The following is a 23,747-nucleotide window of genomic DNA, read 5'->3' as shown; positions in this document are numbered from 1 at the left end:
GACCTAGATCAGGTCCCTGACCGGAACCGCCTCCGGCGTTGCCGGGAGCGGTTTCGGCCGCGCACCCATCCGGTCGACAAGCGCAAAGACGAACGGGTTCAGCGAGATCGACAGCAGGGCCGCGGCCAGGATCAGGTCGTGGGTCTCCCGGCTCATGGCGCCGAGGGACACGCACAGGGCGGCCAGGATGAAGGAGAACTCGCCGATCTGCGCCAGGCTCGCCGCAACCGTCAGGCTGGTCGCCCGGTCCAGCTTGAACAGGCTGGTGATGGCCAACGCCGCCAGCGACTTGCCGACGATGACGATGCCCAGCACGCCGAGCACGGCCAGTGGCTCGCGGATCAGGATGCTGGGATCGAACAGCATGCCGACGGAGACGAAGAACAGCACGGCGAAGGCGTCCCGCAACGGCAGGGAGCGCTCGGCTGCATTGTGCCCCAGCGGCGAACTGTTGAGCACCAGGCCCGCCAGGAAGGCCCCCAGCGCGAACGAGTGGAACAGGGCGTAGGCCACCCAGGCGATGCCCAGGGCTATGGCCAGCACGCCCAGGGTGAACAGCTCCCGCGACCGGGTGTGGGCGATGCGGATCAGCAGCCAGGGCAGGACCCGCGGGCCCACAAACAGCATCGCGCCGACGAAGGCGCCCACCTTGAGCAGCGTCCAGCCGATCGACTGCGCCAGTTCAAGACCGTCAAGGGTCTGGCCCGGCTGCACGATCAGCAACGGCAGCATGACCAGGGCGATGACGATGACGAGGTCTTCGACGATCAGCCAGCCCACGGCGATACGCCCGACCTCGACCTTCAATTGCTTGCGTTCCTCGATCGCGCGCAACAGCACCACCGTCGAGGCGGTGGCGAGGGCGAAACCCAGCAGGGCGGCCTCAAGATGGCCGAGACCCAGCAGCGTGCGGCCGAGAACCCAGCCCAGCACCGTCGCCGCCACGATCTGCACGACGGCGCCCGGAAGCGCCACCTTGCGGACCTTCATCAGGTCCGCCGGCGAGAAATGCAGTCCGACCCCGAACATCAGCAGGATGACGCCGATCTCCGCCAGTTGCGGCGCCAATTCGGTGTCGGCGACGAAACCCGCGGTGAAGGGGCCGACCGCCACGCCAGCGACCAGATAGCCGACCAGGGGCGACAGCTTCAGCCGGTTGGCCAGCATCCCGAACACGAAGGCCAGCACAAAGCCGCCGACCAGGGTGAGGATCAGGCTGTCGGCATGCGGCATCGGCGCTCCTTCTGACGGGCGGCTGGTTCGGGGGGAGAAAGCGTGACAATTGAAGCGTGCAACGCATCGGGGCAAGCTTTGATGCTCCCGCGCGACCACGCGCCACGATTGCCCCTTCGCGCCCGGGGCCGGGGCTGCTAACCGGGCGATCTCACCCATTCAGCGACCCCAATGAAAATCCCACGCATCGCACTGGCCGCCTACGGCATCGCCATCTTCGTCATCGTCTTCGACCAGTTGACCAAGGCCTGGGTGCTGTCCGGCCTGGATCTGCGCGAGCTTGGCCGGGTTCCGGTCCTGCCGCCGATCTTCAACCTCACCTGGGTCGAGAACCGCGGCGTCAGCTTCGGCCTGTTCGGCGACGGGTCGGCGCGCTGGATGCTCAGCGCCTTCTCGCTCGCCGTGGCCGGCGTTCTGGGCTGGTGGGCGCTCAAGGCCGACCGCCGCCTGCTGATCAGTTCGGTCGGCCTGATCATGGGCGGGGCCATCGGCAACGTGATCGACCGCATCCGCTTCGGCTTCGTGGTCGATTTCCTCGACTTCTCCGGCACGGGCTTCTTCCCTTGGGTGTTCAACGTCGCCGACAGCGCCATCACCGTCGGCGTCATCCTGCTCATCCTCGACAGCCTGCTGTCCGAAAGGGCGGCCAAGGTTGGCGTCGCCGCCGAAAAGTCGTAATCAGCCGCTTCCTCTAGGGTTTACGCGCGCGCCTTCGGGCGCGCCCAGCCGAGATTGACCATGCGCCTTAACCGCACCGCCATCCTGACCCTCGCCGCATCGACGCTGGTGCTCGGCGCCTGCGGGAGCATGCGGCAGACGATCGGCCTGACCAAGGTCACTCCGGACGAGTTCCTGACCGTCTCCACGGCGCCGCTGACGGTGCCGCCGGAATACGGCCTGCGTCCGCCCGCGCCGGGCGAGCCGCGCCCGCAGGAGCTTGCGCCCGAGTCCGCCGCCCGTCAGATCCTGCTGGGTCAGCGCCAGGCCGTGACCCGTTCGCCCGGGGAGCAGGTGCTGGTGGCCCAGGCCGGCGGCGACCGCGCCGATCCCCTCGCCCGCTACGTCATCGACGACGAATTCGGCGACCTCGCCCACAAGGAAGAGGGCTGGGCCAATCGCATCCTGTTCTGGCGCCGCGACGACGCAGCGACCCAGGCCCCGACCACCACCCAGACCGCGAGCGGAGCCGTCACCATTGACGCCGCCAGTGAATACGCCCGGGTTCAGGCCCTGACCGGCGGCCGCGCCGGCATCGTCATCGCGCCGCGCCGCGACACCGGCTTCAAGCTCCCGGGTCTGTAGGACCTCGGCATGTGCCCGAAGGCCCGGACGCTTCGGCGTCCGGGCCTTTTTCGTTTCAGGCCTTCGCCGCTCCGGCGCGGAGGCCGCGTTCCGCAAGCGCCACCACCGCCACGCCGGCGATGGTCAGGGCCGCGCCAGCGAGGATTTGCGGCGTCAGCACATCGCCCATAAAGCCCCAGCCGATCAGGATGGAGACCACCGGGGTGGCCAGCAGATAGGGCGTGACCCGTCCGGCCTCCCGCTTCTGGACCAGCCAGAACACCAGGGTGGTCGCCAGCACCGACGACACCAGCCCGGCCCAGACGACGCAGGTCCAGACGAGGGCGTCGGCCTCCCGCATCGCCTGCACCTGCCCCTGTTCGAACATCGCGGAGCCGAAGGCCAGGCTGGGCAGGGCCACCAAGGCCAGCAGCCCCTGCATCTTGAGCGGCGGAATGGAGGTGGTCCGACGCGCGATCACCGTCGTCATCGCCCAGGCGGCGCTGGCCGCGACGCCGACCAGGATCGCCTGCCAATCGGCGAAGGCGTGCGGGTCCAGCGTCATCCAGGCCACGCCCGCAAAGGCCACGCCCATGCCGATCAGGGCGAACCGCGACAGGCGCTCCGCCAGCAGCAGGAAGGCGAACAGGGCCGTGAACGGCACCCACAGCTGGGTCGCCACCGACACCGGGCTGACGTCCCGCGCCATCCAGAAGGCCAGATAGATCAACCCGTAGTGAACCGGCCCCCCGAGACCGACGATGATCAGAAGGCTCTTCCAGTTGGGGAAGGGCGGCCGCACGAAGGGGATCAGGCAGACGGCGGCTATGGCGAACCGGAGCGCGCCCGTCAGCAGCGGCGGCAGGGTCTCGGTGGCCTGTTTGGCCGCGGCGTTGTTGACGCCCCAGATCACCACCACCGCCACGATGGCGGCGATCTCGACGAGGGAAAGCGGGCTGTGCGGCTTGTCGGGCGTGATCACAGGACGCCTATGCCATGCGCCGCGCCGCGTCGCCCGTCAAAGCGGGTAACCGACCGTTTCGACCTCCGCCCGCCGGTCCTCGACCTAGAACGGAATGTCGTCGTTGAGGTCGTAGCTTTCCTTGGGACCGCTCGGCTTGTTCGCGCCGCCGGTCGAGAAGCCCGACGAATAGTCGTCATCGCCGCCGCGCGAGGCGCCGCCGCCTTCACTGCGCCCGCCCAGCATGGTCAGTTCCCCGCGGAACTTCTGCAGCACGATCTCGGTGGTGTATTTCTCGACGCCGTTCTGTTCGTATTTCCGGGTCTGCAGCGAGCCCTCGACGTAAACGGTCGAGCCCTTCTTCAGATAGTTCTCGGCCACCTTGACGATGTTCTCGTTGAAGATGACCACCCGGTGCCACTCGGTCTTTTCCTTGCGCTCGCCGGTGGCCTTGTCGCGCCACTGCTCCGAGGTCGCGAGCGACAGGTTGGCTACGCGCTCGCCGGAGTTGAGGGTGCGGATTTCCGGGTCCTTGCCCAGGTTGCCGACCAGAATGACCTTGTTGACGCTGCCCGCCATCATCGAATCCTTTTTGTAGGCCTGACGTGTGTTTCGCCACGGGCCGGTTGTGTTGGGTGGCCGCAACCTAGCGGATCACGGACCAATGTTCCAGTTTTGTTCGCTATTGCCCCGCCGGCGCCGGTTCCGGCTCGGGGGGTGCGGCGACGCCGATCGGCCGCCCGGTCTCGTCCCTCACGATCGCCCCGGGCGTCGCCAGCCGGCCGTCGCCCGTCCGGGCCATGAAGATGAACCGCGAGCCGTCCAGCGACTTGCCGAGCCAGATGCCTTCCTGGTCGATGAAGATGTACTGGCCCTGATAGGACCCGGTGATCTCCTGGCGACTGCCGCCCTGACGCAGGAAACGGACCCGCATCTCTTCCAGTCGCGCCGCGCAATGCTCGAGCTGCGGCTGGTTGTCGGCGAGCTTGTTGAACACGGGCGCCTCGCCCGGGGCTCCGGCTTCCACCGCGAAGCAGACGCCCGGTTCGAACGGCGCCTCGACGGCGTTGCTGCAGGCCGTGAGGGCGAGGGCGCCGAGACCGGCGGTCAGGAAAAGGCAGGCGCGGGTCATCAACGGAGGTCCGGGAACTGGCAGCTCCGGTCCTGTTCGACCAGGGTGCGGAAGCGATTGTTGTCAGGCGACTGCTCGACCCGGCGCGGCACGAGTCTCAGGGTGGTGTTGCCCCAGCGGCCGTACAGGGCGTCGCCGGGGCGGACGCAGGTGCCGGAATACAGCGCCTGCACGCAGGCGTTCAGGCTGGTGTTCGAAGAGACGGTGCGCCAGTCGGAGCCGGTGTGGCGCAGGCATTGCGCGCCCGGCGCGGCCTGGGCCTGAGTCTGGGGCGGTTCCGAGGGCTGGGCCTGGACCGGTTCGGGCTCCAGCTGGGCCCGTTCGTCGGGCTCCGTGGGCGGGGGAGCGAACGACGCCGTCGGAGCCGCCACCAGCGCCCCGGTCTCGTCCACCCCGACGTCGAGAGCGTCTGTGGCCAGGCCATTGCGGCGCGCGCAATCGACGAGGGTGGCCATCCCCACGAACCGCCCGTCGACATAGCAGCGCAGTTCCCGGGTCGTGTTCAGTTCCGGCGCGTCGGCGACATCGACCGTGAGGCCGCCCTGGGCGGCCGGAGGCGGGGTCGGGTCGCGGTCCCGTCCGCCGGAGACGATCAGGGCGATCACCACCGCCGCGACGACCGCGAGGCCGGCGCCGATTGCGATGAGGATGCGGTTGTCCTGGGGCATGAAAGGCTCGCGCGGCTGGGGAGTCCAATAACCCCGCCGGGCCATGCCGCGTCAACGGCCTTCGTCAGGCTCGCGACTAGCCGCCCAGCCGCGCCAAGGCCGCCTGATAGTTGGCCAGCTGGTTGGTCAGATAGGCCGGAACGGGACCGTTGGCGGCCGCGGAGGCGCTGGTGGCCGGGTCGAGGGACCGGTAGGCGTCGCGGACCGCCTTCATGGCCGCCTGGATGCGCTCGCCTGCGGTCTTCGCCAGCGCAGCGTCGCCGAGACGGAGACTTCCCGGCAGATCCAATCCGAAGGTCTTGCGGATATCGTCGCCGGTCGAAGCGCCGATGTATCCGGACGACAGGCCCAGACCGGCCAGGGCGTCGCGGTCGGTTTCGCCGGCGGTCAGCACCGCGCCGGCCTTGCCGTCGCGGGCCATGATCGAGAGGCGCTGGAAGCCGCCGGTCGTCGTGGTGATCTCGCCGTCCTTGCCGGTCACCGAGCCGCCCTCGGAAGCGACGGTCACCTTCAGCTTGCCGTTGGAGGCGATCTCGATCTTGCGGGCCAGCGTCGCCAGGGTGTCCTTGGCGGCGATGGTGACAGACACCGAGCGGCCGCCGTCGGCCGGACTGACGTAGAACCGGTCTCCCACCCTCAGCGAGGTGGCGTCGACCAGGCGCTTTGAATCGCTCTGGTCGATCTCGCCATTCGGCAGGCCCAGCCGGTCCAGAACGCTGGCCCCGCCGGACGCGACCGCAAGGGTCAGGGGCGCGGCCATTTCGCCGTCGCCGGACCAGGTTCTCTCGTATTCGACTGCCCCGGTGAGCGGGTCGAGCCGGGCCAGATAACCTCGGGTCGGATCCTCTTCATCCGCCGCTGGATCGCGGTCGGCTATGCCGGTGATCCAGACCTTGCCGTCATGGACCTTGACGTCGGCGGCGCCGTCGTCGCCCGCGCCGCCGTACCAGGTCATGCGGTCGGCGGGCGAAGCCGCCAGGTCGCCTGCCAGCGTGGCCACGAAGACATCCTTGGCGCCGGAATGGGCCGTGGTCACGGTTCCTGCCGCCAGACCGCTGTCGCGGCTCGCGCCGGTCACGATCACCTGGCCGCCGGAGACGGAAACCCCGCCGATCTCGCCGCTGATGGTCCCCAGGTCACGGGTCGAGGCCAGCGTCGGCACGCCCTCGGCGTCGAGGGTGAAGTGGCGGACGACCGCGTGACCGTTCTCGACGCCGGCGGTGTAGAGGTTGGCGCCGTCGACGGTCATCGCATCGACGCCGTCGTCGCCGCCGGTCCCGAACTGGCTCGTCGCGGTCGCCTTGGAAACGATCCCGGCCGTCGGATAGGGCTCCCCCGCCTTGAAGGCCTGGACGTAGCCGTCCCAGCCGCCGACAGCGGCGCCGCCAGGCACAGCCGATTTGGCTCGTCCGCCGATATAGACCGTCCCGTCGGCGCCGAAGCTGACCGAGGTGGCCTCGTCAGCGGCGCGTGCGCCCCGGCGCTGGGTCCAGATCTCCTGCGCGTCCTTGTCGAACACGGTGACGAAGCTGTCGGCGACGTCGGCGACCTCCCCGGTCTTGCCGGCGTCGGTCGTGCTGGTGTTCAGCGCCCCGGTGACCGAGCCCGCCACGGCGACATCCCCGTTCGCGTCGATGGCGATGGCGTAGCCGCTGGCCGTCGACGCCGCGCCCAGGGTGCGCGTGGTCACCAGCCGGCCCGCGGAGTCGTATTTCATCAGGGCGACATCCTGGACGCCCTTGATCGGCTGGGTGTCCGGCCCGGCGGTGAGATTGGCCACGATCCACAACGAGCCATCGGGACCGACGGCGCTGGCCCGGACGTTTTCGACGCCGTCCGGCAGGGCGTCCTGCGACAGCCGGCCGTCGACCCACTGGGTCTCGCCGACCCCGCCGCCCGTCGGCGGGGCGGCCGTGCCGACATCGCTCTGGAACTTCAGCAGCTGGGCGCCGCCCGTGGTCCCGGACGCCTGCACGATATAGACCGCGTCCGAGGTCTCGGGCGCGGTGAAGCCCACGGTTTCGGTCGAGGTCCCGCGGATGGCGAGCGCCCATTGGTCCGGCCCCGCCGGCAGGGTCACGGGCTTGCCGTTGACCTGGATCGTCCTGGCCTCGGCCTTGATCTGCTCGCGGCCGAGTCGGGTCTGGAAGCCGGCGGTTTCGAGTTTTCCGTTAATGTGGCTGAGGACGTTGTCGAGCGTCCGCGGCGTCGCGCCCATGTCCGCCAGATCGATCGGCACCGCCGTCGTCTGCGAGCTGTCGACCCCCACGGGCACCTTGATGGTGATGCTGAAGCGGGTGTCGCCCTGGAAGGCGGCCACCGGCGTGTCGACCGATCCCTCGTGAATCGGGCCGGTGATGGACCGGGCGCTGTCCCGCGGCACGGCGGCCGTGGTCTTGCTGGTCATCTTGGACGTGCCCTGCACCATCCGGATTGCATCGAAGTCGGCAGAGGACAGCCATGACCCAATCTCGGTCAGGCCGGAGCTGAAGCGTTTGGACAGCTGCGCCAGCTCAAGGCTGCTGACGCCTTTGGTGGCCGACCGGTTGACCAGGGCGTTGAGCGTATCGAGCCCCTGGTAGAGGGCGAACAGCTTGCGGTAGTCGGCCGAGGCGGATTTGACGTCGAGCTGGGCCGCGCCCTCGTTGATGAATTTCCGCCCGCCAAGCGCGGCCCGGACCAGGGCGTCCTGCTTCGGCGGCTCGATGCTGGTCGACCAGGGCGGAGTGGGCTGCTGGCGCGCGGCCTGCCGCAGGGTGGCGGCCGTCGTCGTGTCCAGGGCCAGAGGCGCCGTACCGCCGAACAATCCGAGAAGATAGCTGTTGTTGATCACACGGCGCTCCCGGCCGCGAGTGTGACGGCCCGAGCGTAACGAGGCCTTAACATCCGCCGTCTGAGCGACTCCGAACGCGACTCAGGGAACAATGGCCGACGGCGACGGTTGAGCCATCGCCGTGGAAGCAGGAGACGTGCCTCATGTCTGCCTTCGTCGAAACCCTGAGATCGCTGCTCGCCCTGTACGGATTCGGCCATCGCGCCCAGCGGCGCCGGCCCGCACCCGTCTACATCGGCCGCTCGGGAGCGGCGCGCTTCTGAGGCTCTAGCCGCCGCGGAACAGCGACAGGATGATCTGCGGCGCCTGATTGGCGATCGACAGCGATTGCGCGCCCAGCTGCTGCTGAACTTGCAAGGCCTGAAGCCGGGCGCTCTCCTTGGCGAGGTCGGCGTCGACGAGGTTTCCGATCCCGGATTCCAGGGTGTCGACCAGCTTGGTCACAAAGCTCTGGTGCGCCTCGATCTGCTTGGCCTGGGCGCCGATCTCGCCCAGCGAGGCGTTCAGCTGGGTGATCGAGTCGTCGAGGCGGGTCAGGGCCTGGGTCGCGCCGGTCAGCGTCAGCAGGCTGTCGGACATCGACAGCTCGATGATCGCGCCGCCGAGGCTGAGATCCTTGGCCGACAGGGTGACGAAAGAACTGGCGTCGGCGTTGGCGAGGAATTTGATCCCCGTCGTCAGCGAGCCGTTGAGAATGTTGCCGCCGTCGAAGGTCGCATTCTCGACCGCCGAGGAGATGGCCTTCATCAGGGCCTTGAAGTCGGCGTCGAGCAGTTGGCGCGACTGGGTCTTGAGCGAGGTGTCCTTCGCCGCGACGACCTTTTCCTTGAGCTGGTTCAGCAGGTCGGAGACCGATTCGCCGGCCGACAGGGCCACATCTGCGATCGAGGTCGCTCGGTCGAGGCTCTGTTTCACGGCGCTGAGGGCGCCGACGTCGGCCCGTTGCTGCTGGGCGATGGCCCAGATGGCGGCGTTGTCCTTGGCGCCCTGGACCTTCAGTCCGGTCGAGATGCGGCTCTGGACGTCGCCGAGGCGCTCGTTGGTGCGCGTCAGGTTCTGCAGCGCGATCGCGGCGGAAGTGTTGGTATGGACGCTGTTCGTCATCCGACTCGGCCTTTCAGGTTTGGCCAAGGCTATGAGGCGAACCGTGCACACATGGTTAACGGCCGTTCACCACGCGCTTTAACCGCGCGGATCGCTCCTGCGCGGCGGGTCTCGTCGATTACGCTGTGGCGTCAGGCCTTGGTGTCGATCACCGAGCCGGCGCTGTACTGGGCGGTCCGCATCAGGTCGACGACCTGCTCGCGGGGCAGCTGCTTGACGACTTCGCCGGTGATCCGGTCCAGCGTCTTGTAGATGAAGGACCCGGACTGCGGCCCCTCCTCGATCACCAGGCGGTAGCGGGCGGCCTGTTCGGCTTCCTGCGCGAACCTTGAATCGTGGAAATCGCCGCCTGCGGTGGCCGCGGCGGCGGGCTGAACGGCGAGGGCGCCGATCGGGTCTATCCTGGCATTGCTCTGCATCTCTCCTTCCGCCGGCGTCTAGCCGGCGTCTCCGTGAGGCGGCCCGGATCGGTCGGGCGGGACCCGAAGGCCCCGCCCTTCCGGTCGATCCTTAGCGGAACAGTCCGAGCAGGATGGAGGTCGAGGAGTTGGCGATCGACAGCGCCTGCACACCCAGCTGTTGCTTGGTTTGCAGAGCCTGCAGTCGGGCGCTTTCCTTGGCCAGATCGGCGTCGACCATGTTGCCGATACCGGCTTCGATGGTGTCTTGCAGCTTGCCCACGAAGGTCAGGTGGGTCGCGAACGACTTGGAGCCGGTGCCCAGGCGAGCCAGGGAGGCCGAGACCTTGTCGATCGAAGCGTTGACCAGACCCAGGGCCGTGGTGGCCAGGGTCGAGGTGCCGATGGTGGTGGTGGCGGCGACGGTCACGTTGGCGCCGCCCAGCGACAGGTTTTCACCCGCGGCCTTGATGGTGGTGCCGCTCGTGTTGGCGAGGGCCTTGTAGCCGTTGGTGCCGGTCGAGTTGTCCAGCAGGTTGACGCCATTGAACTTGGCGTTCGAAACAACGGTGGCGATCTGGTCGCGGATGGCCTTGAAGTCTTCGTTCAGGGCCGAGCGAGCCGAGGTCGTCAGGCTCTTGTCGGTGGCCGCGAGGGCCTTTTCCTTCAGCTGGCTGAGCAGGTCGGAGACCGACTCGCCGGCGGAGAGGGCGACGTCCAGGGCCGATTGGCCGCGGTTCAGGCTGTCCTTGACCGCGTTCAGGGCGCCGATTTCAGCGCGCTGTCCTTGGGCGATGGCGAAGATGGCGCCGTTGTCCTTGGCGGACGAGACGATCTTGCCGGTGTTGATGCGGTTCTGAACCGTGCTCAGTTCACTGTTGGTGACCGACAGGTTCTGGAGGGCGATCATCGCGCCCACGTTCGTGTTTACGCTGTTCAGCGCCATGACACGTAGTCCTTCTTCAAGGTGTCCGACGCCGTTTTGGCTGCCGGGAGCATTCTGCTCGGACGTATCGCAGCAAGGACGGGACCAGTCGGCGACCCGCCGTGCCAAGGGTCCATCCGTTGTTTTTGCTGCGTTAGTTCCTGTTAAGCACGTCGGCCGCCCGGCAGGATGTGCCGGGCTCCCGGCAAGATCTGCCTGCCTGACCCGGCACAAGTTGCACTCGGCGACCGGCACGGCTTCGCGAAATCGCGGGGCCAACCCTGCCAGAATCGGCCAGATCGCCCGCCTTCACCACGGCGGCCAGCGGCGGCGCGGCCGCGGAGGCTCGCGCCAGCGGTCCTGGAGGGCCCGCTCGGCCAGAAGGGTCTCCACGGCGAGCGAGCGCGCGGCGTCGCAGGCGACCAGGGCGGCGCCCCGCGCGACATAGGCGACCTCCAGATCGCCCTCGGTCGAAGCGTCAGGCAAGCGGTCCAGCCGGCACGGCCGCGCCGCCGCTTCCGGCAGGGTCAGACGGGGCGCCGCCGCAGACGGCGGGAGAGAGGCGGCACAGCTCGCTGTCATGGCGCAGAAGACGGCCGGCGCGAGCCGGATCCAGGGGTGTCGAGGCATCGTGGGCGCTCCGGGCCTCGGTCGCGGCGACGGCGGTCACCCGCTCCACGGCCATGGCCTGTTGATGAAGATGTTCAAGGCGGCGAGCCTGATCCGCCCGGCCGTCGCTCTCGAGGCGGCGCGCCTGGGCGTCCGAAACGGCGGCGTCCGCGAGGGCCTCGGCCGTGCGCAGCCGGCGACCGGCCAGGTCGAAGGGGTCCCAGCGCAGACCGACCCCTTGGGCCAGCAGCACAACGGCGATCAGGGCGAGGGCCGCGCCCAGCGCCCAAACGGCCGTCCTGACCCACCCGGGAAGGACCGGCGGCGTCACGGGAACACCTTACCGTCGAGCTCGAAATGCGGGCCGTCGCGCAGCTTCGGCCAGTCTCCGCCCCAGACGATCGCCGTGCCCTGGCGGACCGCGGCGGCCTTGAAGGCGGCGGCGATGCGCGGATACAGCGGCCAGTCCCAGCGCACCTGCCCGTCGACCAGGGCGGCCACGTCGATGGCGTGGCCGGTCAGGTGGCGCGAGTTCCGGGTCCGGCTGGCCCCGGCGCGCACCAGCGCCGCCTGACGCTGCGGCGTCCGGAGCCCTTCGGTGACCATGAAGTCGACCGGGCTGAGCGCCACGGCCTCGCCCGCCAGGGCGACCAGACGGGGATGCACCCCCTCCAGCCGCTTCAGCGAGCGTTCGGAAAGACGGAAGCCCATCACCGCCCCTCCCCGCCCGGGCCGGGACGCAGCGCGCGCAGACTGGCGATCAACTGCTGCGCCGTCGGCGCGACCAGATACAGGATCATGGTCAAGGCCAGCAGCGCCATCAGCCCCTTGGCGAGAGGAAGCGCCGCCTCAGGCGGCGTCAGGACGATCAGCCGGTCCAGCAGCAGCCAGGCCGTGCCGGTGCTGGCGAACACATACAGCCGTCGCCACAACCAGCGGCCCTCCGCCAGGGGCGGCGCCCCGTCCACGCGGGGTGCGGGTCCCGTCATCGGTCATCCTCCGGATCGTCGAAGGGCCCGCGACCGCCGCGGCGGTCCGCTCCCGATTCGAGGTAGAGATCGTCGGCCGACATCGGGGAGGGAGCCTCCCAGGCCTCCGGTTCGAGAAGGGCGTCGTCGGGGTCATGGGGTCGGGACATGACGGTCATCCCTGCGCGATCAGCCAGACGAGACCGCTCGCGCCGGGCCCGCCGACGCCCCCGGCCGCGACTCCCGCTCCGCCGCCGCCGCCCCCGCCTCCTGCCAACCCGCCGCCGCCTCCATCGTGGCCCGCGCCCGACGCGACCGCCCCGCCGCCGCCTCCGCCGGCGCCGGCCCAGTGGAGCGCAGGCTGGGGCGAGGCCGAGCCGGCCCCGCCGGACGCACCCGATCCGCCGCCGCCGCCCGTCGCCTTGACCGCCAGCGCGCCGCCGTCGCCTCCGGCGCCGCCCGCGTGAGCCACGCCCGCGCCGTCGAGACCGCCGCCGGCCCCGCCGCCGCCCGATGCATCCGGGCGATCGAAGCTCCGGCCCGCCGCCCCGTCAGCCGTGACGCTGGAGGCGCCGCCGGCGTTGGAGGTCGGCGCCCCCGCGCCAGCCATGCCGGCCTCGCCGCTCACCCCATCGCCCAGCCCGCCGCCGCCACCGCCTGCGGCGACCAACAGGGGCGTGGCGCCGAAACTGACCAGGGAATCGCCGCCCGAAGCGCCGGCGCCCGCCTCGCCGCCGGCCCCGCCGCCGCCCACCACCACCGTGAGCCCGGCCGAGACCTCATCGGCCGCCCAGATCGCCCGGCTGACGCCGCCGGCCCCGCCCCCGCCGCCGCCGAAGCGAGGGCCGGACGGGCCGGACGCCCCGGCGCCGCCCCCGCCTCCGCCGCCGACCGCCACCGCCTCGACGGTTCGGGCCCAGGCCGGAACGGCGTAGGCGCCGTCCGCCGCCACTATGGTCACCGCCCGCCGCGTCGCGCCCAGCTCGAAGCTGGCTCGCCCCGTGACCCGGTCGACCGACCAGACGTCCTGCCACGCCGAGCCGTCGCTGCTGACCTTCAGCCTCAGGTCGTCGTCGCCGATCAGGCCCAGTTCCGCCCGACCGCCCCAGCCGCTCTGGAACAGCAGCGACAGAACATCGGCGGACGCCTCCTTGTTGAAGGTCAGCCGCAGGTCGCCGTCGCCGCCGTCCCACGCCTCCCGGGCGGTCCACAGAGCCTTGTTCAGGCGGGCTGCGAACGGATTGATCGCGTCCGCCGTCGTGCCGAGCCCAAGCCGCGTCAGGCTCTGGACCGCATCCAGCCGGGCGCCGAGCGGAACCCAGGTCCCGTCCTGCCGCACCACCAGTTCATCGGCGTCGACGACCAGGGCGACCACGCCGTCCGGCGCCGCGACGGCGCTCCAGCCGCCCGCTTCGGCCCGCATCAGCGTCCCCTCGGCGAGACCGGCCCAGGCGGGGCCGGCGGCGTCGGCCGGCAGGATGTAAAGCGCCCCGTCCGGCGGGTCGGCGGGCTGGGACGGCTGGGTGCGGCTGACCACGGCGCTCTGGACCAAGGCGTCGAGCCGGGTCAGGGCCTCGTTCAGCGTCACATGCTTCTGCATCTGACCCGCCGCCAGATAGGGCAGGCCCAGGCGGGCGGTCTGTTGGTCGCTCATCAGAATGTCTCCGAAACTCTGTCGGAGAACATTTTGCGACCCCCCGCTCCTGTGGCGGGTTCAGGACGCTGACGAAGGAGTCATCGGAAGCGATATCAATGACATGGCTCGAAAAATTAGGGGGGTTGGAGCCGAAAAGGTAGCAGCCGATACCGGCGTTCAGTCGTGCAGATAGACGACCCGCCGCAGCCCTCCCTTGCGCCGCATCTCGGCGACATGGCGCTCATGCGCCCCCGAGGCGCGGGCCTCGCGCTCGCTCGCCTCAACCCAGTGGGTGGACTCGATATCCTTCTGCAGCGCCTTGGCCGCCATCAAGTGGCCGGGGAACAGAACGTCGACCACGCTCGGCACGAAATCGAGGAACGGCACCTCGCCGACCATGGTCGTGACGCTGTCGAGGCCCAGATAGGCGAGCATCCGTCCCACGGTCGTCGGCGACGCCTTGACCCGGGCAGCCTGGATCAGCAGCCAGCCGGCCGCCCCGAGGGTGTAGGCCGTGCCCACGACGGGGACCCAGGTCAGCAGGCCGTCGAGGCCGATGCCGAAGGGACCGACCCCCACGACCCGGTCGGACAGCTTCTTCACGCCCTCGACATTGGCCCAGATTTTCTCGATATCGCCGATGGTCCGTCTGGCCATGCCATCCTCCGAAGCGAGACCGTAACGCGCCATGACGACCCCCGTTCAACCGGAAAGGCAAGGCTGGCGCCGGTGGCGGGCGCGGATCGCCCCGACCGGGCCGTGGGACGCGCTGATCCGTCTGGCCCTGGCGTTTCCCCCTGGCCTCGCGGTCGCGGCCCTGAGCGGGATCGGCCACCGCTGGATCGACATCCTGGCCCAGTTCACCGCCCCGGCGCTGGTGGCGACCGCGCTGCTGACCGGCCTGCTGGCCCTGACCCGGTTCAGAATGGCGGCCCTGCAGGGAGCGGTGGCCTGCGTCGCCCTGTTGGTTGCCGTCGCGCCGCAGTGGTTTCCCCGGGGGCCGGAGCCCGAGGCCGGTGCGCCGATCGTGCGGCTGTATTCCGCCAACCTGTGGGCCCGCAACGGCGAAGTGGACGCCATGGCGGCCTCCGTCCGGGAGGCCGACGCCGACATCGTGGTGCTGATCGAACTGGGGGACGTTGCGGCCGGACGGCTCGACGAGGTGCTGGCCGGCTATCCCCATCGGGTGGCAACGCCGCGCATCGATCGCTCCAGCGGCGCCGCGCGCTCCATCATCGCGTCGCGATACCCCCTCACGGTCATCGCCGACCGGCCCGACGGCCTGCATGCCGTCGGCGCCTCGGTCCGCACGCCGGTCGGTCCGGTCCATGTGCTCGGCGTGCATCTGACCAGGCCATGGCCGTTTCAGGAGCAGTGGGGCCAGATCGAACAGACGATGGCCATCGGAGCCATCCGCGCGGACCTGACCGGGCCGATGGTCGTCGCCGGGGATTTCAACAGCGTCTCGAGCGCCCGGATCGGCCGGCAGATGCAGCGCGAGACCGGGCTGAGGCCGGCGTCCGGCTTTCCGGGAACCTGGCCGAGCGGGCTGCCCGCCGTCGCCGGGGTGAGCATCGACCAGGTCTATGCCTCGCCTGATCTGGCCTTCGTGCGCCGCCGGCTCGGCCAGCCGACGGGCTCGGATCACCGCCCGGTGGTGAGCGAGTTCACCCGCGCCGCGCGCTGACCAGCGCCGTCAGCCGCGCGGCGTGCCCCTCGGCCGGGAAGTCGTCGGCGATCCAGCCGTCCTCGAAGGCCTTGAGCAGGCGGCCCGTGTCCGGCCCGGGAGCCACGCCGAGCCGCGCGAGATCGCGCCCGCCAACCGGCATGGGCGGCCGGGTCCACGCCTCCGCGAGCGCCAGCAGGCGGCGGGCCGGAACAGACTCCGCCGGGGCCTCGGCCCAGCGGCGGCACACGGCGTCTCGGAAGGCCGGGACGCCATGGCGATACAGCGCCACACGCGCCTCCCGGTCACTCATCGACAGGCTGACGGCGGGCAGCGCCTGCGCCGCAAATGCCAGCCGGTCCCGCGTGGCGTTGGGAAAGCGCAGGCGGACCGCCGCCTCGCGCGCCACGCGCTCGTCGGCGGGCAGCAACAGCATCAGGCGGACGACCGGGTCGCCGCTCTGATCCACGGCGGCCTCGAACAGCGGCGACAGGCGCGCCTCGGGCAGGAGCTGGGCCAGGACGCCGGCGTCGGCCATGGCCGCCACGGCGGCGCGCGGGTCGGGCGCAGCGAGCAGCTTCATCAGTTCGCTGGAAACCCGCTCCGCCGACAGACGGCTCATGCCGGGGGCGAGGGCGCGGCAGGCGGACAGGGCCGCGGAGTCGGGCTCGCCCCGGCCGTACCAGGCGTGGAAGCGGAAGAAGCGCAGGATGCGCAGATAGTCCTCGCGGATCCGGGTCTGCGGATCGCCGACGAAGATGATCCGTCCCGCCAGCGCGTCGGCCACCCCCTCGCCGGTCGGGTCGAACACCGTGCCGTCCGCATCGGCGTAGAGGGCGTTGAGGCGGAAATCGCGCCGGGCGGCGTCTTGCGCCCAGTCATCGGTGAAGGCCACGGTGGCGTTGCGGCCGTCGGTCGAGACGTCGCGGCGCAGGGTGGTGATCTCGAACGGCCGCCGCTCGGCCACGGCGGTCACCGTGCCGTGCGCGATACCGGTGGGCACGGCCTTCAGCCCGGCGGCGCGGATGGCGCGGTCGGTCTCGTCCGGGGTCAGGGTGGTGGCGATGTCGATGTCGGCGACCGGCTGGCCGATCAGGGCGTTGCGCACGCAGCCGCCGACGAAACGGGCGCAGCCGGGCCCGCCGACGGCCTCCAGCGCGGCCATGACGGCGCGGGTGGCCGGGGCGATCAGCCACGGTTGGTCGGACAGGCGGGCGGTCACGCGGCGTCCTCGTCGACGGCCGCGGCGGGTTCGGCCTCGTCGCCGTACAGCCGGGTGCGCAGGGCCCGCACGATGGCGGCGGTGGCGCCCCAGATGTAGCGTTCCCGCCATGGCATGGCCCAGAACCAGCGGCGCGGGCCGCTCTCGGGGTCGTAGAAGTCCCGGCGGTGATTGGTCGGGTCCATCAGGAAGTCCCACGGCGTCTCGAACACCTCGGCCACCTCGCCGGGGGATGGCGTCAGCGACGGCGGCTCGGCCAGCCATCCGACCACCGGCGTGACCATGAAGCCGGTGACGGTCTCGTAGCCGTCGCCGACGCCCAGCACCTCGACGGTCGAGGGGTTCAGCGCCACCTCCTCCCATGCCTCGCGCAGGGCGGCCTGGGCGGCGGTCTCGCCCGGGTCCAGCCGGCCGCCGGGAAAGGCGATCTGGCCGGTGTGGTTTGCCAGGGTGTCGGCGCGGCGCGTCAGCAGCACGGTGGCCCCCTCCGGCCGCGCGATGACGGGTACCAGGACGGCGGCGGGGCGCAGGGTCCGACCGAGCCGGGCGGCCTCGGGATTGAGGTCGAAATCGGAGCGCTGGGGCAGGCCGCCGGGCCGCCAGGCCGAGACCGGCGCCAGCCGCTCGACCAGCCGCTCTCGCAGGGAGGCCAGACTCATGCGACGCCGGCTCCGACAGGGCCGAGGGCGAAGGAGCAGCCGCGGGAGCGAACCACCAGCCGCCCGCCCTCGACCTCCGCGCGCTCGACCAGTTCATAGAAGACCGGCCGGGCGACGCGGGCCCACAGGTCGGCGCGGACGTGCAGGGCCGGCGCGGGTTCGCCGGTGACGGGATCGGTGTCGACGCGCAGGGGATGATCCGGACCGGCCTCGACCGTGTCGCCGACATCGGTGGTGAAGCGCAGCGCGTCCTCGTCCGCGGTCAATGCGACCGCGCGGAACGGCAGGTCCTCGACCCGGATCGACAGCTTCTCGACCGGGGTGACGAGGCAGTAGCCGTCGGGGTCCTTGCGCAGAACGGTCGAGAACAGACGCACCAGTTCGGGCCGGCCGATGGGCGAATTCTCGTGCAGCCAGACGCCGTCGCCGCGGATGACGATGTCGATGTCCCCGCAGTGCGCCGGGTTCCACAGGTGGACCGGCGGCAAGCCTCTGCCCGGGGCCTGGGTCGCCGCCTCGGCGACGGCGGCCAGTCCGGTCTTGCTGTCGGCGGGGTCGGACATGGGTGCAGACTTAAGGGTCCGCGCGGCGCTGGCAATCCCCGATCAGGCGGCGGGGAGAACCGCGCCGGCCGCCCCGCCCTCGCCGCGCCACAGGACGCGGCGTTGATCCACGGGGCCCGGCAGGCGAACGTCCGGCGCGGCGGTGAAGCCGAAGCGGCCGAAATAGGGAGCGTCGCCGACCAGCAGCACGCCCTGCCCCACCTCGGCGGCCCAGGCCAGGCAGGCCTGCACCAGCTCGGCTCCTAATCCGGCGCGCCGGTTGTCGGCCGCGACGGCGATCGGACCGAGGAACAGGGTGGGCGTCCCGCCGACGGTGATCGACCAGAGCCGCACCGAACCCAGCAGTTCCGCGTCGCCCCGCGCCACGAAGCCCGCGGCCAGCCTGGCCCGCTCCCTCAGCCGCTCGGCGGTCTTGGCGAAGCGGCCCGGACCGAAGGCGGCCAGCACCAGCGCCTCCACGGCGGCGGCGTCGGCGGGCGTCTCCACCTGGATGTGCGGGACGGGGGAAAGGCAGGGCGTGGAGGACATCGGCGCGCGCACCTAAGAGCCGCGCGAGGGGGAATCAACCGGATTTCGAGAAATCCGGCGCGCGCTTCTGACTGAACGCCATGAAGGCCTCCATGGCCTCAGGGCTCGACATTTGGCTGCCGAAGGCCTCGCCCTCGCGCTGCATCAGCGCCCACAGGGCCTCGGCGTCGCGCATCAGCCGCTTGGTCTTGCGGATCGAGTTCGGCGCGCGGGCGGCCAGTTTCGCCGCCAGGTCCGCCGCCGTCGCCTCGACCTGGTCGGCCGCAACGGCCCGGTTGGCGAGGCCCCAGGCCGCGGCCGTGCGTCCGTCGATGGGCTCTCCGAGAGCGAACATCTCGAACGCCCTGCGGTGGCCGATGGCGGCGGGCAGCAGCATCGACGACGCCGCTTCGGGCGCGAGGGCCAGGTTGATGAACGGCGCGGACAGCAGCGCGTCCTCGGCCACCACCACCATGTCGCAGTGGAGCAGCAGGGTCAGGCCGATGCCGACGGCCCGGCCGCGCACCGCCGCCACCGCCGGCTTGTCGAACTCGGCCAGCGCCTTGAGGAAGCGGAACACCGACATGTCCACCGGCTGCTGGCCCTGCGACCCCAGGGCGATGAAGTCGGCGATGTCGTTGCCGGCCGAGAAGCTGTCGCCCTCGCTGCGGAATAGCAGCACCCGCACGGCCTCGTCCGCCCGCGCCCCCTCCACCGCGTCAGACAGCGCCGCGTACATCGCCTGGGTGATGGCGTTCTTCTTCTCGGGCCGCGCCAGCGTCACGGTCAGCACGCCGCCGGAAAGTACTGTCTGGATGTGATCGGTCACGCCGCTCGCCCCCGTCTGATTGCGGTCCACCAGTCGACGCCGTCGGCGTCGCGCTGGCGCGACGCCCGCCCCCGATGAAGCAGATAGTTGAGATGCGCCAGGCTTTCACCCGTCGCCATGCCCCTGACGCCGTCGCCGACGGGCCGTGCGAACAGGGCCTGGAACACGTCGACGGCCCGGCACGGCGTCCGCAGGGTCCGCTCCAGCCGCTTCAGGGCCGTCAGATGACCGCGGATCAGCGCGTCCAGCCGCGCCTGCACGCCACGGAACGGCTCTCCATGCGACGGCAGCACCAGCACGCCTTCGGGGAACACGGTCTTCATCCGCTCCAGCGAGTCCAGCCAGTCGCCCAGCGGGTCGGCGTCCGGTTCGGTCGGCCAGACCGACACGTTGGAGGATATTCTGGGCAGGATCTGGTCGCCGCCCAGGACGATCCCGTCGGACTCGCGCCACAGGCAGGCGTGCTCGGGACTATGGCCCTCGCCCACGACGACGCGCCATTCGTGACCGCCGATCGACAGCCGGTCGCCTTCGCGCATACGGACGAAGCCGGACGGCATCGGCGAAACCCAGCGCCCGAACTGACCATACCCCTTCCGGTAGCCTTCGACCTGGGCCTCGTCCCAACCGGCCGCCCGATAGAAGTCCGCCCCCGCCTCCGGCGCCGGCGCTCCGGTGTCAGCCAGGAGCATGCGCGCCGTGACGTACTCCAGGCGGGTCATCACCAGCGGGGCCCCGAACCGTCCGCACAGCCATCCCGCCAGGCCGATATGGTCCGGATGCATATGGGTGCAGATCACCCGCGTCACCGGCGCCCCTCCGAGCGGTCCGACCAGCAGCGGCTCCCAGTCGTCGCGGGTCGCCGGCAGATCCAGCCCGGTGTCGACCACGGCCCAGCCCTCGCCGTCGCGCACGGCATAGACATTGATGTGGTTCAGGGCGATCGGCATGGCCAGCCGCATCCAGAGCACGCCACGGGCGACCTCGACCGCCTCTCCGGGACCGGGGGGCAGGCCGAACGGATAGCTCAGCCCGCGCTGCTGGCGCGCCGTCCTGTCTCCACCCGTCAGAGCGACACCGTCCGGCAAGTCCGTCTCCAATTGAAACTCAATCCGTAGATACTCCCATGCCGATCCCTGCGTCCACCCCGCCCGGGCCTCCGGCTTGACCGGGCGCGGATTAGGGCAAAAGGTGGGCGCTCAGAAATCATCCAGGAGTGGCGCCGTGTTCAATCGGAAGATATTCGCCCTGCTTCTCGGCGCCTGCGCCGTGTTTCTCATCGCCGATCCTGCGCAGGCGCAGGGGCGTGGGGGAAGCTTTTCCAGCGCGGGGGACGGCAAATACGCCCCCAACGTCCCGCCCGGCAATGCGGTCGACCCCCCGGAGGGCATGGCCATCACCCGGGACAACACCAGCGGCTCGCGCCTCAATCGTCAGACCAACGAAGAGCGCCGCCAGGCGGAACGACGCCGCCGCGCCGCTCGTGGGGAAGCTGTCGCGCCGGAGAACAGCACGCCCGCGCAGAACCTCAGGGCCGCCCAGGCGCTCGCCACCGGCGCCGCTCTGGAGTGCCGCGTGACCGAGGCCTCGCTTCTGGGCGTCGACGCCCAGGAGGCGCCCATCTATGAAGCCGCCTGCGCCGAAGGGCCGGGCCAGTTGATCATCGCGTCGACCCCAACCCAGGCCTACAGCTGCTTCGAGCTCGCCGCCGTGCCGGAAGGCCAGCAGTGCGAACTCCCGGCCAACCAGAACAGTCTCGCCGTCATCGGCGGCTGGGCCCGCCAGTCCGGCGTGACGTGCCAGATCAATCAGGCCGTGGCCGTCGGCCGCAGCGCGGACGGCAACCTCATCTACGAGATCGGATGCGCGGGCGCTGACGGCTATTGGCTCGAGAGAGCCAGCGACGGCTGGAGAGTGCAGAGCTGCGAGGTGATCGCCTCGACCGGCGAAACCTGCCGCTTCTCCGAAGACCGCGGCTAGACGGCCGCTTCAAACCTGCGCGAGGCGCCCCGGGGGTCGAGTCCCGGGGCGTTTTGCTGTGTGACGCCCGCCCGCGACGCCCCGGCTTGCCTTGACCCCGCCACAACCGGTCGCCAAGGAATCGCATCGACGATTTCCCTTCCCGGAGTTTTCCTGTGTTTCACAAGACGTTGCTCTCGCTGGTCGGCGGCGCGATGGCGCTGGCGCTGCTGTCGGCCCAGCCGGCCCTGGCCCAGGAGACGCCGCCCGATGAAGGCCGCACTGCGTCCGACGACGCCAGCGGCGCGATCCGCGGCGAGCGGGTTCTGCCCGGCCGCATCGGCGGCGACCGCAACGCCCGTGACCGCCGTCGGGAGCGCCAGCAGGAGCAGGAACGCCCCGCCGCGCCCACGCCTGAGGAAACCGTGGCCGCGGCCCAGGCCATGCTGACCACCGCCGGCCTCGATTGTCAGGTCACCGAAGCCGCGATTCTCGGCGTCACGGCCGAACAGCAGGTCACCTATGAAGCCGTCTGCGCCAGCGGTCCCGGCTATCTGGCCGTCGCATCGACGCCGCCCCAGACCTTCAACTGCCTGGAACTGGCGGGTCAGGCCGAGACCAACCGCCTGCGCGACCCCGCCGCCGACGTGGGCCAACAATGCACCCTGCCCGCCAACCAGGATCCGGTGCGGATCATCGCCGCCTACGCTCGTGAGGCCGGCATCGCCTGCACGGTCGATCAAGCCGCCGCCATCGGCCGTCTGGAAGGCAACCTCGTCTATGAGGTGGGCTGCACGGACGACGACGGTTACCAGATCGAGCACGCCAGCACGGGCCTGATCAAGACCCCCTGCTGGGCCCGGGCGCTCGAGAACGCGACCTGCCGCTACAGCACGCCGGAAGAGAACCTGAAGGCCTGGACCTCGGTTCTCGCGGGCACGGACGCCGCGGCGTGTCAGGTCGTCGAGGCCCGCAAGGTCGGCACCGACGCCCAGCGCCTGCAGGTCTATGAGGTGAAATGCAGCGCCGGGGACGGCTATTTCGCCCGCGTCGGCGACACCTTCACCGCCCAGCGCGTCCACACCTGCGCCGACGCCGCCCACATCGCCAACGGCTGCACCCTGACGGCCCCGGCCCCGGCGGCGGCGACCAGCGAGCAGTAGGGCCAACCGCTCCGATCGAACGACGCCCCGGGCTCCTCCCCGGGGCGTTTTTCGTTTGGGCGATCGGCGCTTCACAGACGCCCCCGACGCGCCGTAATCATGGGCGATGCGCATCGCCACCTGGAACGTCAACTCGGTCAACGCCCGCCTGCCGACCGTGCTGGCCTGGCTGGAAGCCGCCGCGCCCGACGTCGCCTGCCTGCAGGAAATCAAATGCGTGGACGAGAAATTCCCGCGCGAAGCCTTCGAGAGCCTCGGCTACAACGTCGAGACCCACGGCCAGAAGAGCTACAACGGCGTCGCCATCCTGTCGAAGCATCCGCTGTCCGACGTCCGCCGCGGCCTGCCGGGCGTCGACGCCTCCGGCTACGAGGCCGAGGCCGAGCAGTCGCGCTACATCGAGGCGGTGGTCGAGGCCCCGCGGCCGGTGCGGGTCGGCTGCATCTATCTGCCCAACGGCAATCCGGTCGGAACCGGGAAGTTCGATTACAAGCTCGCATGGTTCGAGCGCCTGCACGCCCACGCCCGCGATCTGCTCTTGCTGGAAGAGCCTTTCACCCTGTGCGGCGACTACAACGTCATTCCCACGCCGGATGACGCCAGAAACCCCGCTGCCTGGATCGGCGACGCCCTGTTCCAGCCGCAGAGCCAGGCGGCCTTCCAGGCGCTGCGCCATCTCGGCCTGTCCGACGCCGGCGAGCTGGGCGGCCAGCCGCCGGGGACCTTCACCTTCTGGGACTATCAGGCCGGGGCCTGGCAGCGCGATCACGGCATCCGCATCGACTTCCACCTGCTGTCGCCGCAGGCCGCCGACCGCTTTCAATCCGTCGAGACCCATCGCGACGCCCGCGACATGGACAAGCCCTCCGACCACGTCCCGGTCGTGATCGAGCTGGAAGACTGACGATGGCCGAGGCGCTTCGGGTCATCCTGCTCGTGGCGCTGGCGGCGGCGGCCCTGACCACGGCCGCCCTCGTGCTCGCCTGGTGGATGGAGCCGGTGCGCCGGATGCGCCGGGCCCTGCTCAAATCCCTGGGAGCCACCCCCGAGGCCGAGGCCCTGTCGCCCGCCGAGGGCCGCGCCGCGGGGCTCGATTTCGACGGCGCCCAGGTGGCGGTGCTGTGGAACCGGGGCGCCGCGGGGCTGGTCTACGCCTTCGAGGAGATCGACGGCGGCGAGATCATCGTCGATGGCCATGTCGTGGCCCGGGTCCGCCGCGGCGAGACCCGCAAGTCGCTGGATGTGCTGGCCCCTGACGCCGAGCAGGTGGTGCTGCGGCTGATGTTCGGCGACGCGCGACACCCGGAGTTCGAACTCGCCCTGTGGGACGCGACCCTGCCGGTCCAGACCAGTTCCCCCGGCGAGGCCCTGCGGCTGGGCCGCCGCTGGCTGTCGCACCTCGAGGCGCTGCTGAAGGGCTGAGGTCTCCTC

Annotated in this window: 29 protein-coding genes; 7 read left to right on the top strand and 22 right to left on the bottom strand. The window is 70.6% G+C overall.

Features of this window, described 5'->3' with window-relative positions; all coding sequences use genetic code 11:
* Positions 1-3: 3 nt before the first annotated feature.
* Positions 4-1,233: a cation:proton antiporter gene (locus VEA98_RS05275; protein WP_324811446.1), complete on the bottom strand. Its 1,230-nt coding sequence runs from the start codon at positions 1,231-1,233 to the stop codon at positions 4-6.
* A gap of 171 nt (positions 1,234-1,404) precedes the next feature.
* Here VEA98_RS05275 and lspA point away from each other — a divergent pair, with 171 nt between their 5' ends.
* Together lspA and VEA98_RS05265 are read left to right on the top strand one after the other, a co-directional pair.
* On the top strand, positions 1,405-1,911 hold the full coding sequence (gene lspA / locus VEA98_RS05270) for a signal peptidase II (protein ID WP_324811444.1): 507 nt from the start codon (positions 1,405-1,407) through the stop codon (positions 1,909-1,911).
* A 60-nt stretch (positions 1,912-1,971) separates the two neighbouring features.
* Positions 1,972-2,535, top strand: coding sequence for a DUF3035 domain-containing protein (locus tag VEA98_RS05265; RefSeq protein WP_324811442.1), 564 nt, complete (start codon positions 1,972-1,974; stop codon positions 2,533-2,535).
* Positions 2,536-2,590: 55 nt separating this feature from the next.
* Here VEA98_RS05265 and VEA98_RS05260 read toward each other — a convergent pair whose 3' ends face one another.
* The 15 genes from VEA98_RS05260 to VEA98_RS05190 all read right to left on the bottom strand — a co-directional run bounded on the left by VEA98_RS05260 (position 2,591) and on the right by VEA98_RS05190 (position 14,405).
* A complete protein-coding gene (locus VEA98_RS05260) occupies positions 2,591-3,496 on the bottom strand; it encodes a DMT family transporter (protein WP_324811439.1) in 906 nt (301 codons plus the stop codon).
* An 84-nt stretch (positions 3,497-3,580) separates the two neighbouring features.
* A complete protein-coding gene (ssb, locus tag VEA98_RS05255; RefSeq protein WP_324811472.1) occupies positions 3,581-4,054 on the bottom strand; it encodes a single-stranded DNA-binding protein in 474 nt (157 codons plus the stop codon).
* Positions 4,055-4,157: 103 nt separating this feature from the next.
* Positions 4,158-4,607: a hypothetical protein gene (locus tag VEA98_RS05250; RefSeq protein ID WP_324811437.1), complete on the bottom strand. Its 450-nt coding sequence runs from the start codon at positions 4,605-4,607 to the stop codon at positions 4,158-4,160.
* Positions 4,607-5,275 carry a hypothetical protein gene (locus VEA98_RS05245; protein WP_324811435.1) on the bottom strand — a complete coding sequence of 223 codons (669 nt, stop codon included), beginning with the start codon at positions 5,273-5,275 and terminating at the stop codon, positions 4,607-4,609. The genes VEA98_RS05250 and VEA98_RS05245 overlap by 1 nt, the downstream gene beginning before the upstream one ends.
* Positions 5,276-5,351: 76 nt before the next feature.
* On the bottom strand, positions 5,352-8,108 hold the full coding sequence (locus VEA98_RS05240) for a transcriptional regulator (RefSeq protein WP_324811433.1): 2,757 nt from the start codon (positions 8,106-8,108) through the stop codon (positions 5,352-5,354).
* A gap of 267 nt (positions 8,109-8,375) precedes the next feature.
* Positions 8,376-9,212, bottom strand: coding sequence for a flagellin (locus VEA98_RS05235; protein WP_324811431.1), 837 nt, complete (start codon positions 9,210-9,212; stop codon positions 8,376-8,378).
* A gap of 131 nt (positions 9,213-9,343) precedes the next feature.
* Positions 9,344-9,631, bottom strand: coding sequence for a flagellar protein FlaG (locus VEA98_RS05230; RefSeq protein ID WP_324811429.1), 288 nt, complete (start codon positions 9,629-9,631; stop codon positions 9,344-9,346).
* Between the two features lie 91 nt (positions 9,632-9,722).
* Positions 9,723-10,556, bottom strand: coding sequence for a flagellin (locus VEA98_RS05225; RefSeq protein WP_324811427.1), 834 nt, complete (start codon positions 10,554-10,556; stop codon positions 9,723-9,725).
* A 288-nt stretch (positions 10,557-10,844) separates the two neighbouring features.
* The gene (locus VEA98_RS05220) at positions 10,845-11,021 is read right to left on the bottom strand and encodes a hypothetical protein (RefSeq protein WP_324811425.1); all 177 of its coding nucleotides are present in this window, start codon (positions 11,019-11,021) and stop codon (positions 10,845-10,847) included.
* Positions 11,014-11,475 (bottom strand): hypothetical protein, encoded by a 462-nt coding sequence (locus tag VEA98_RS05215; RefSeq protein ID WP_324811423.1) that lies wholly within the window; start codon positions 11,473-11,475, stop codon positions 11,014-11,016. The genes VEA98_RS05220 and VEA98_RS05215 overlap by 8 nt, the downstream gene beginning before the upstream one ends.
* Positions 11,472-11,855 (bottom strand): M15 family metallopeptidase, encoded by a 384-nt coding sequence (locus tag VEA98_RS05210; RefSeq protein ID WP_324811421.1) that lies wholly within the window; start codon positions 11,853-11,855, stop codon positions 11,472-11,474. The genes VEA98_RS05215 and VEA98_RS05210 overlap by 4 nt, the downstream gene beginning before the upstream one ends.
* Positions 11,855-12,133 carry a hypothetical protein gene (locus VEA98_RS05205; RefSeq protein WP_324811419.1) on the bottom strand — a complete coding sequence of 93 codons (279 nt, stop codon included), beginning with the start codon at positions 12,131-12,133 and terminating at the stop codon, positions 11,855-11,857. The genes VEA98_RS05210 and VEA98_RS05205 overlap by 1 nt, the downstream gene beginning before the upstream one ends.
* Positions 12,130-12,282 carry a hypothetical protein gene (locus tag VEA98_RS05200; protein ID WP_324811418.1) on the bottom strand — a complete coding sequence of 51 codons (153 nt, stop codon included), beginning with the start codon at positions 12,280-12,282 and terminating at the stop codon, positions 12,130-12,132. The genes VEA98_RS05205 and VEA98_RS05200 overlap by 4 nt, the downstream gene beginning before the upstream one ends.
* A gap of 5 nt (positions 12,283-12,287) precedes the next feature.
* A complete protein-coding gene (locus tag VEA98_RS05195) occupies positions 12,288-13,766 on the bottom strand; it encodes a DUF2793 domain-containing protein (RefSeq protein ID WP_324811417.1) in 1,479 nt (492 codons plus the stop codon).
* Positions 13,767-13,925: 159 nt separating this feature from the next.
* Positions 13,926-14,405, bottom strand: a complete 480-nt coding sequence (locus VEA98_RS05190; protein ID WP_324811416.1) for a DUF4112 domain-containing protein — start codon at positions 14,403-14,405, stop codon at positions 13,926-13,928.
* Between the two features lie 31 nt (positions 14,406-14,436).
* Between VEA98_RS05190 and VEA98_RS05185 the strand changes: the two genes are divergently transcribed.
* A complete protein-coding gene (locus tag VEA98_RS05185; RefSeq protein ID WP_324811415.1) occupies positions 14,437-15,435 on the top strand; it encodes an endonuclease/exonuclease/phosphatase family protein in 999 nt (332 codons plus the stop codon).
* On the opposite strand, the gene VEA98_RS05180 is transcribed toward VEA98_RS05185, so the two are convergent.
* From VEA98_RS05180 to VEA98_RS05155, 6 genes are read right to left on the bottom strand one after another with little or no spacing between them, the layout of a single operon-like run.
* Positions 15,416-16,636 carry a CCA tRNA nucleotidyltransferase gene (locus VEA98_RS05180; RefSeq protein ID WP_324811414.1) on the bottom strand — a complete coding sequence of 407 codons (1,221 nt, stop codon included), beginning with the start codon at positions 16,634-16,636 and terminating at the stop codon, positions 15,416-15,418. The two genes, VEA98_RS05185 and VEA98_RS05180, sit on opposite strands and share 20 nt — an antisense overlap.
* The gene (locus VEA98_RS05175; protein ID WP_324811413.1) at positions 16,633-17,295 is read right to left on the bottom strand and encodes a CoA pyrophosphatase; all 663 of its coding nucleotides are present in this window, start codon (positions 17,293-17,295) and stop codon (positions 16,633-16,635) included. The genes VEA98_RS05180 and VEA98_RS05175 overlap by 4 nt, the downstream gene beginning before the upstream one ends.
* Entirely contained in the window at positions 17,292-17,858 is a 567-nt protein-coding gene (locus VEA98_RS05170) for a DUF1285 domain-containing protein (RefSeq protein WP_324811412.1), read from the bottom strand. The genes VEA98_RS05175 and VEA98_RS05170 overlap by 4 nt, the downstream gene beginning before the upstream one ends.
* A gap of 42 nt (positions 17,859-17,900) precedes the next feature.
* A complete protein-coding gene (locus VEA98_RS05165) occupies positions 17,901-18,386 on the bottom strand; it encodes an N-acetyltransferase (RefSeq protein ID WP_324811411.1) in 486 nt (161 codons plus the stop codon).
* Positions 18,387-18,420: 34 nt separating this feature from the next.
* On the bottom strand, positions 18,421-19,194 hold the full coding sequence (locus tag VEA98_RS05160; protein WP_324811410.1) for an enoyl-CoA hydratase: 774 nt from the start codon (positions 19,192-19,194) through the stop codon (positions 18,421-18,423).
* Positions 19,191-20,282, bottom strand: coding sequence for an MBL fold metallo-hydrolase (locus VEA98_RS05155; RefSeq protein WP_324811409.1), 1,092 nt, complete (start codon positions 20,280-20,282; stop codon positions 19,191-19,193). The genes VEA98_RS05160 and VEA98_RS05155 overlap by 4 nt, the downstream gene beginning before the upstream one ends.
* Positions 20,283-20,418: 136 nt before the next feature.
* On the opposite strand from VEA98_RS05155, the gene VEA98_RS05150 reads away from it, so the two are divergent.
* The 4 genes from VEA98_RS05150 to VEA98_RS05135 all read left to right on the top strand — a co-directional run bounded on the left by VEA98_RS05150 (position 20,419) and on the right by VEA98_RS05135 (position 23,738).
* Entirely contained in the window at positions 20,419-21,174 is a 756-nt protein-coding gene (locus VEA98_RS05150) for a hypothetical protein (protein WP_324811408.1), read from the top strand.
* 155 nt (positions 21,175-21,329) lie between these two features.
* On the top strand, positions 21,330-22,316 hold the full coding sequence (locus tag VEA98_RS05145; protein ID WP_324811407.1) for a hypothetical protein: 987 nt from the start codon (positions 21,330-21,332) through the stop codon (positions 22,314-22,316).
* Positions 22,317-22,422: 106 nt separating this feature from the next.
* Entirely contained in the window at positions 22,423-23,220 is a 798-nt protein-coding gene (locus VEA98_RS05140) for an exodeoxyribonuclease III (protein WP_324811406.1), read from the top strand.
* Between the two features lie 2 nt (positions 23,221-23,222).
* Positions 23,223-23,738, top strand: coding sequence for a hypothetical protein (locus tag VEA98_RS05135; protein WP_324811405.1), 516 nt, complete (start codon positions 23,223-23,225; stop codon positions 23,736-23,738).
* Positions 23,739-23,747: the final 9 nt, after the last annotated feature.

The sequence above is a fragment of the Brevundimonas sp. genome, from assembly GCF_035627055.1.
Classification (GTDB): Bacteria; Pseudomonadota; Alphaproteobacteria; order Caulobacterales; family Caulobacteraceae; genus Brevundimonas.
The sequence above is the reverse complement of the archived record's forward strand: the minus strand, read 5'-3'. Positions and strand labels throughout refer to the sequence as shown.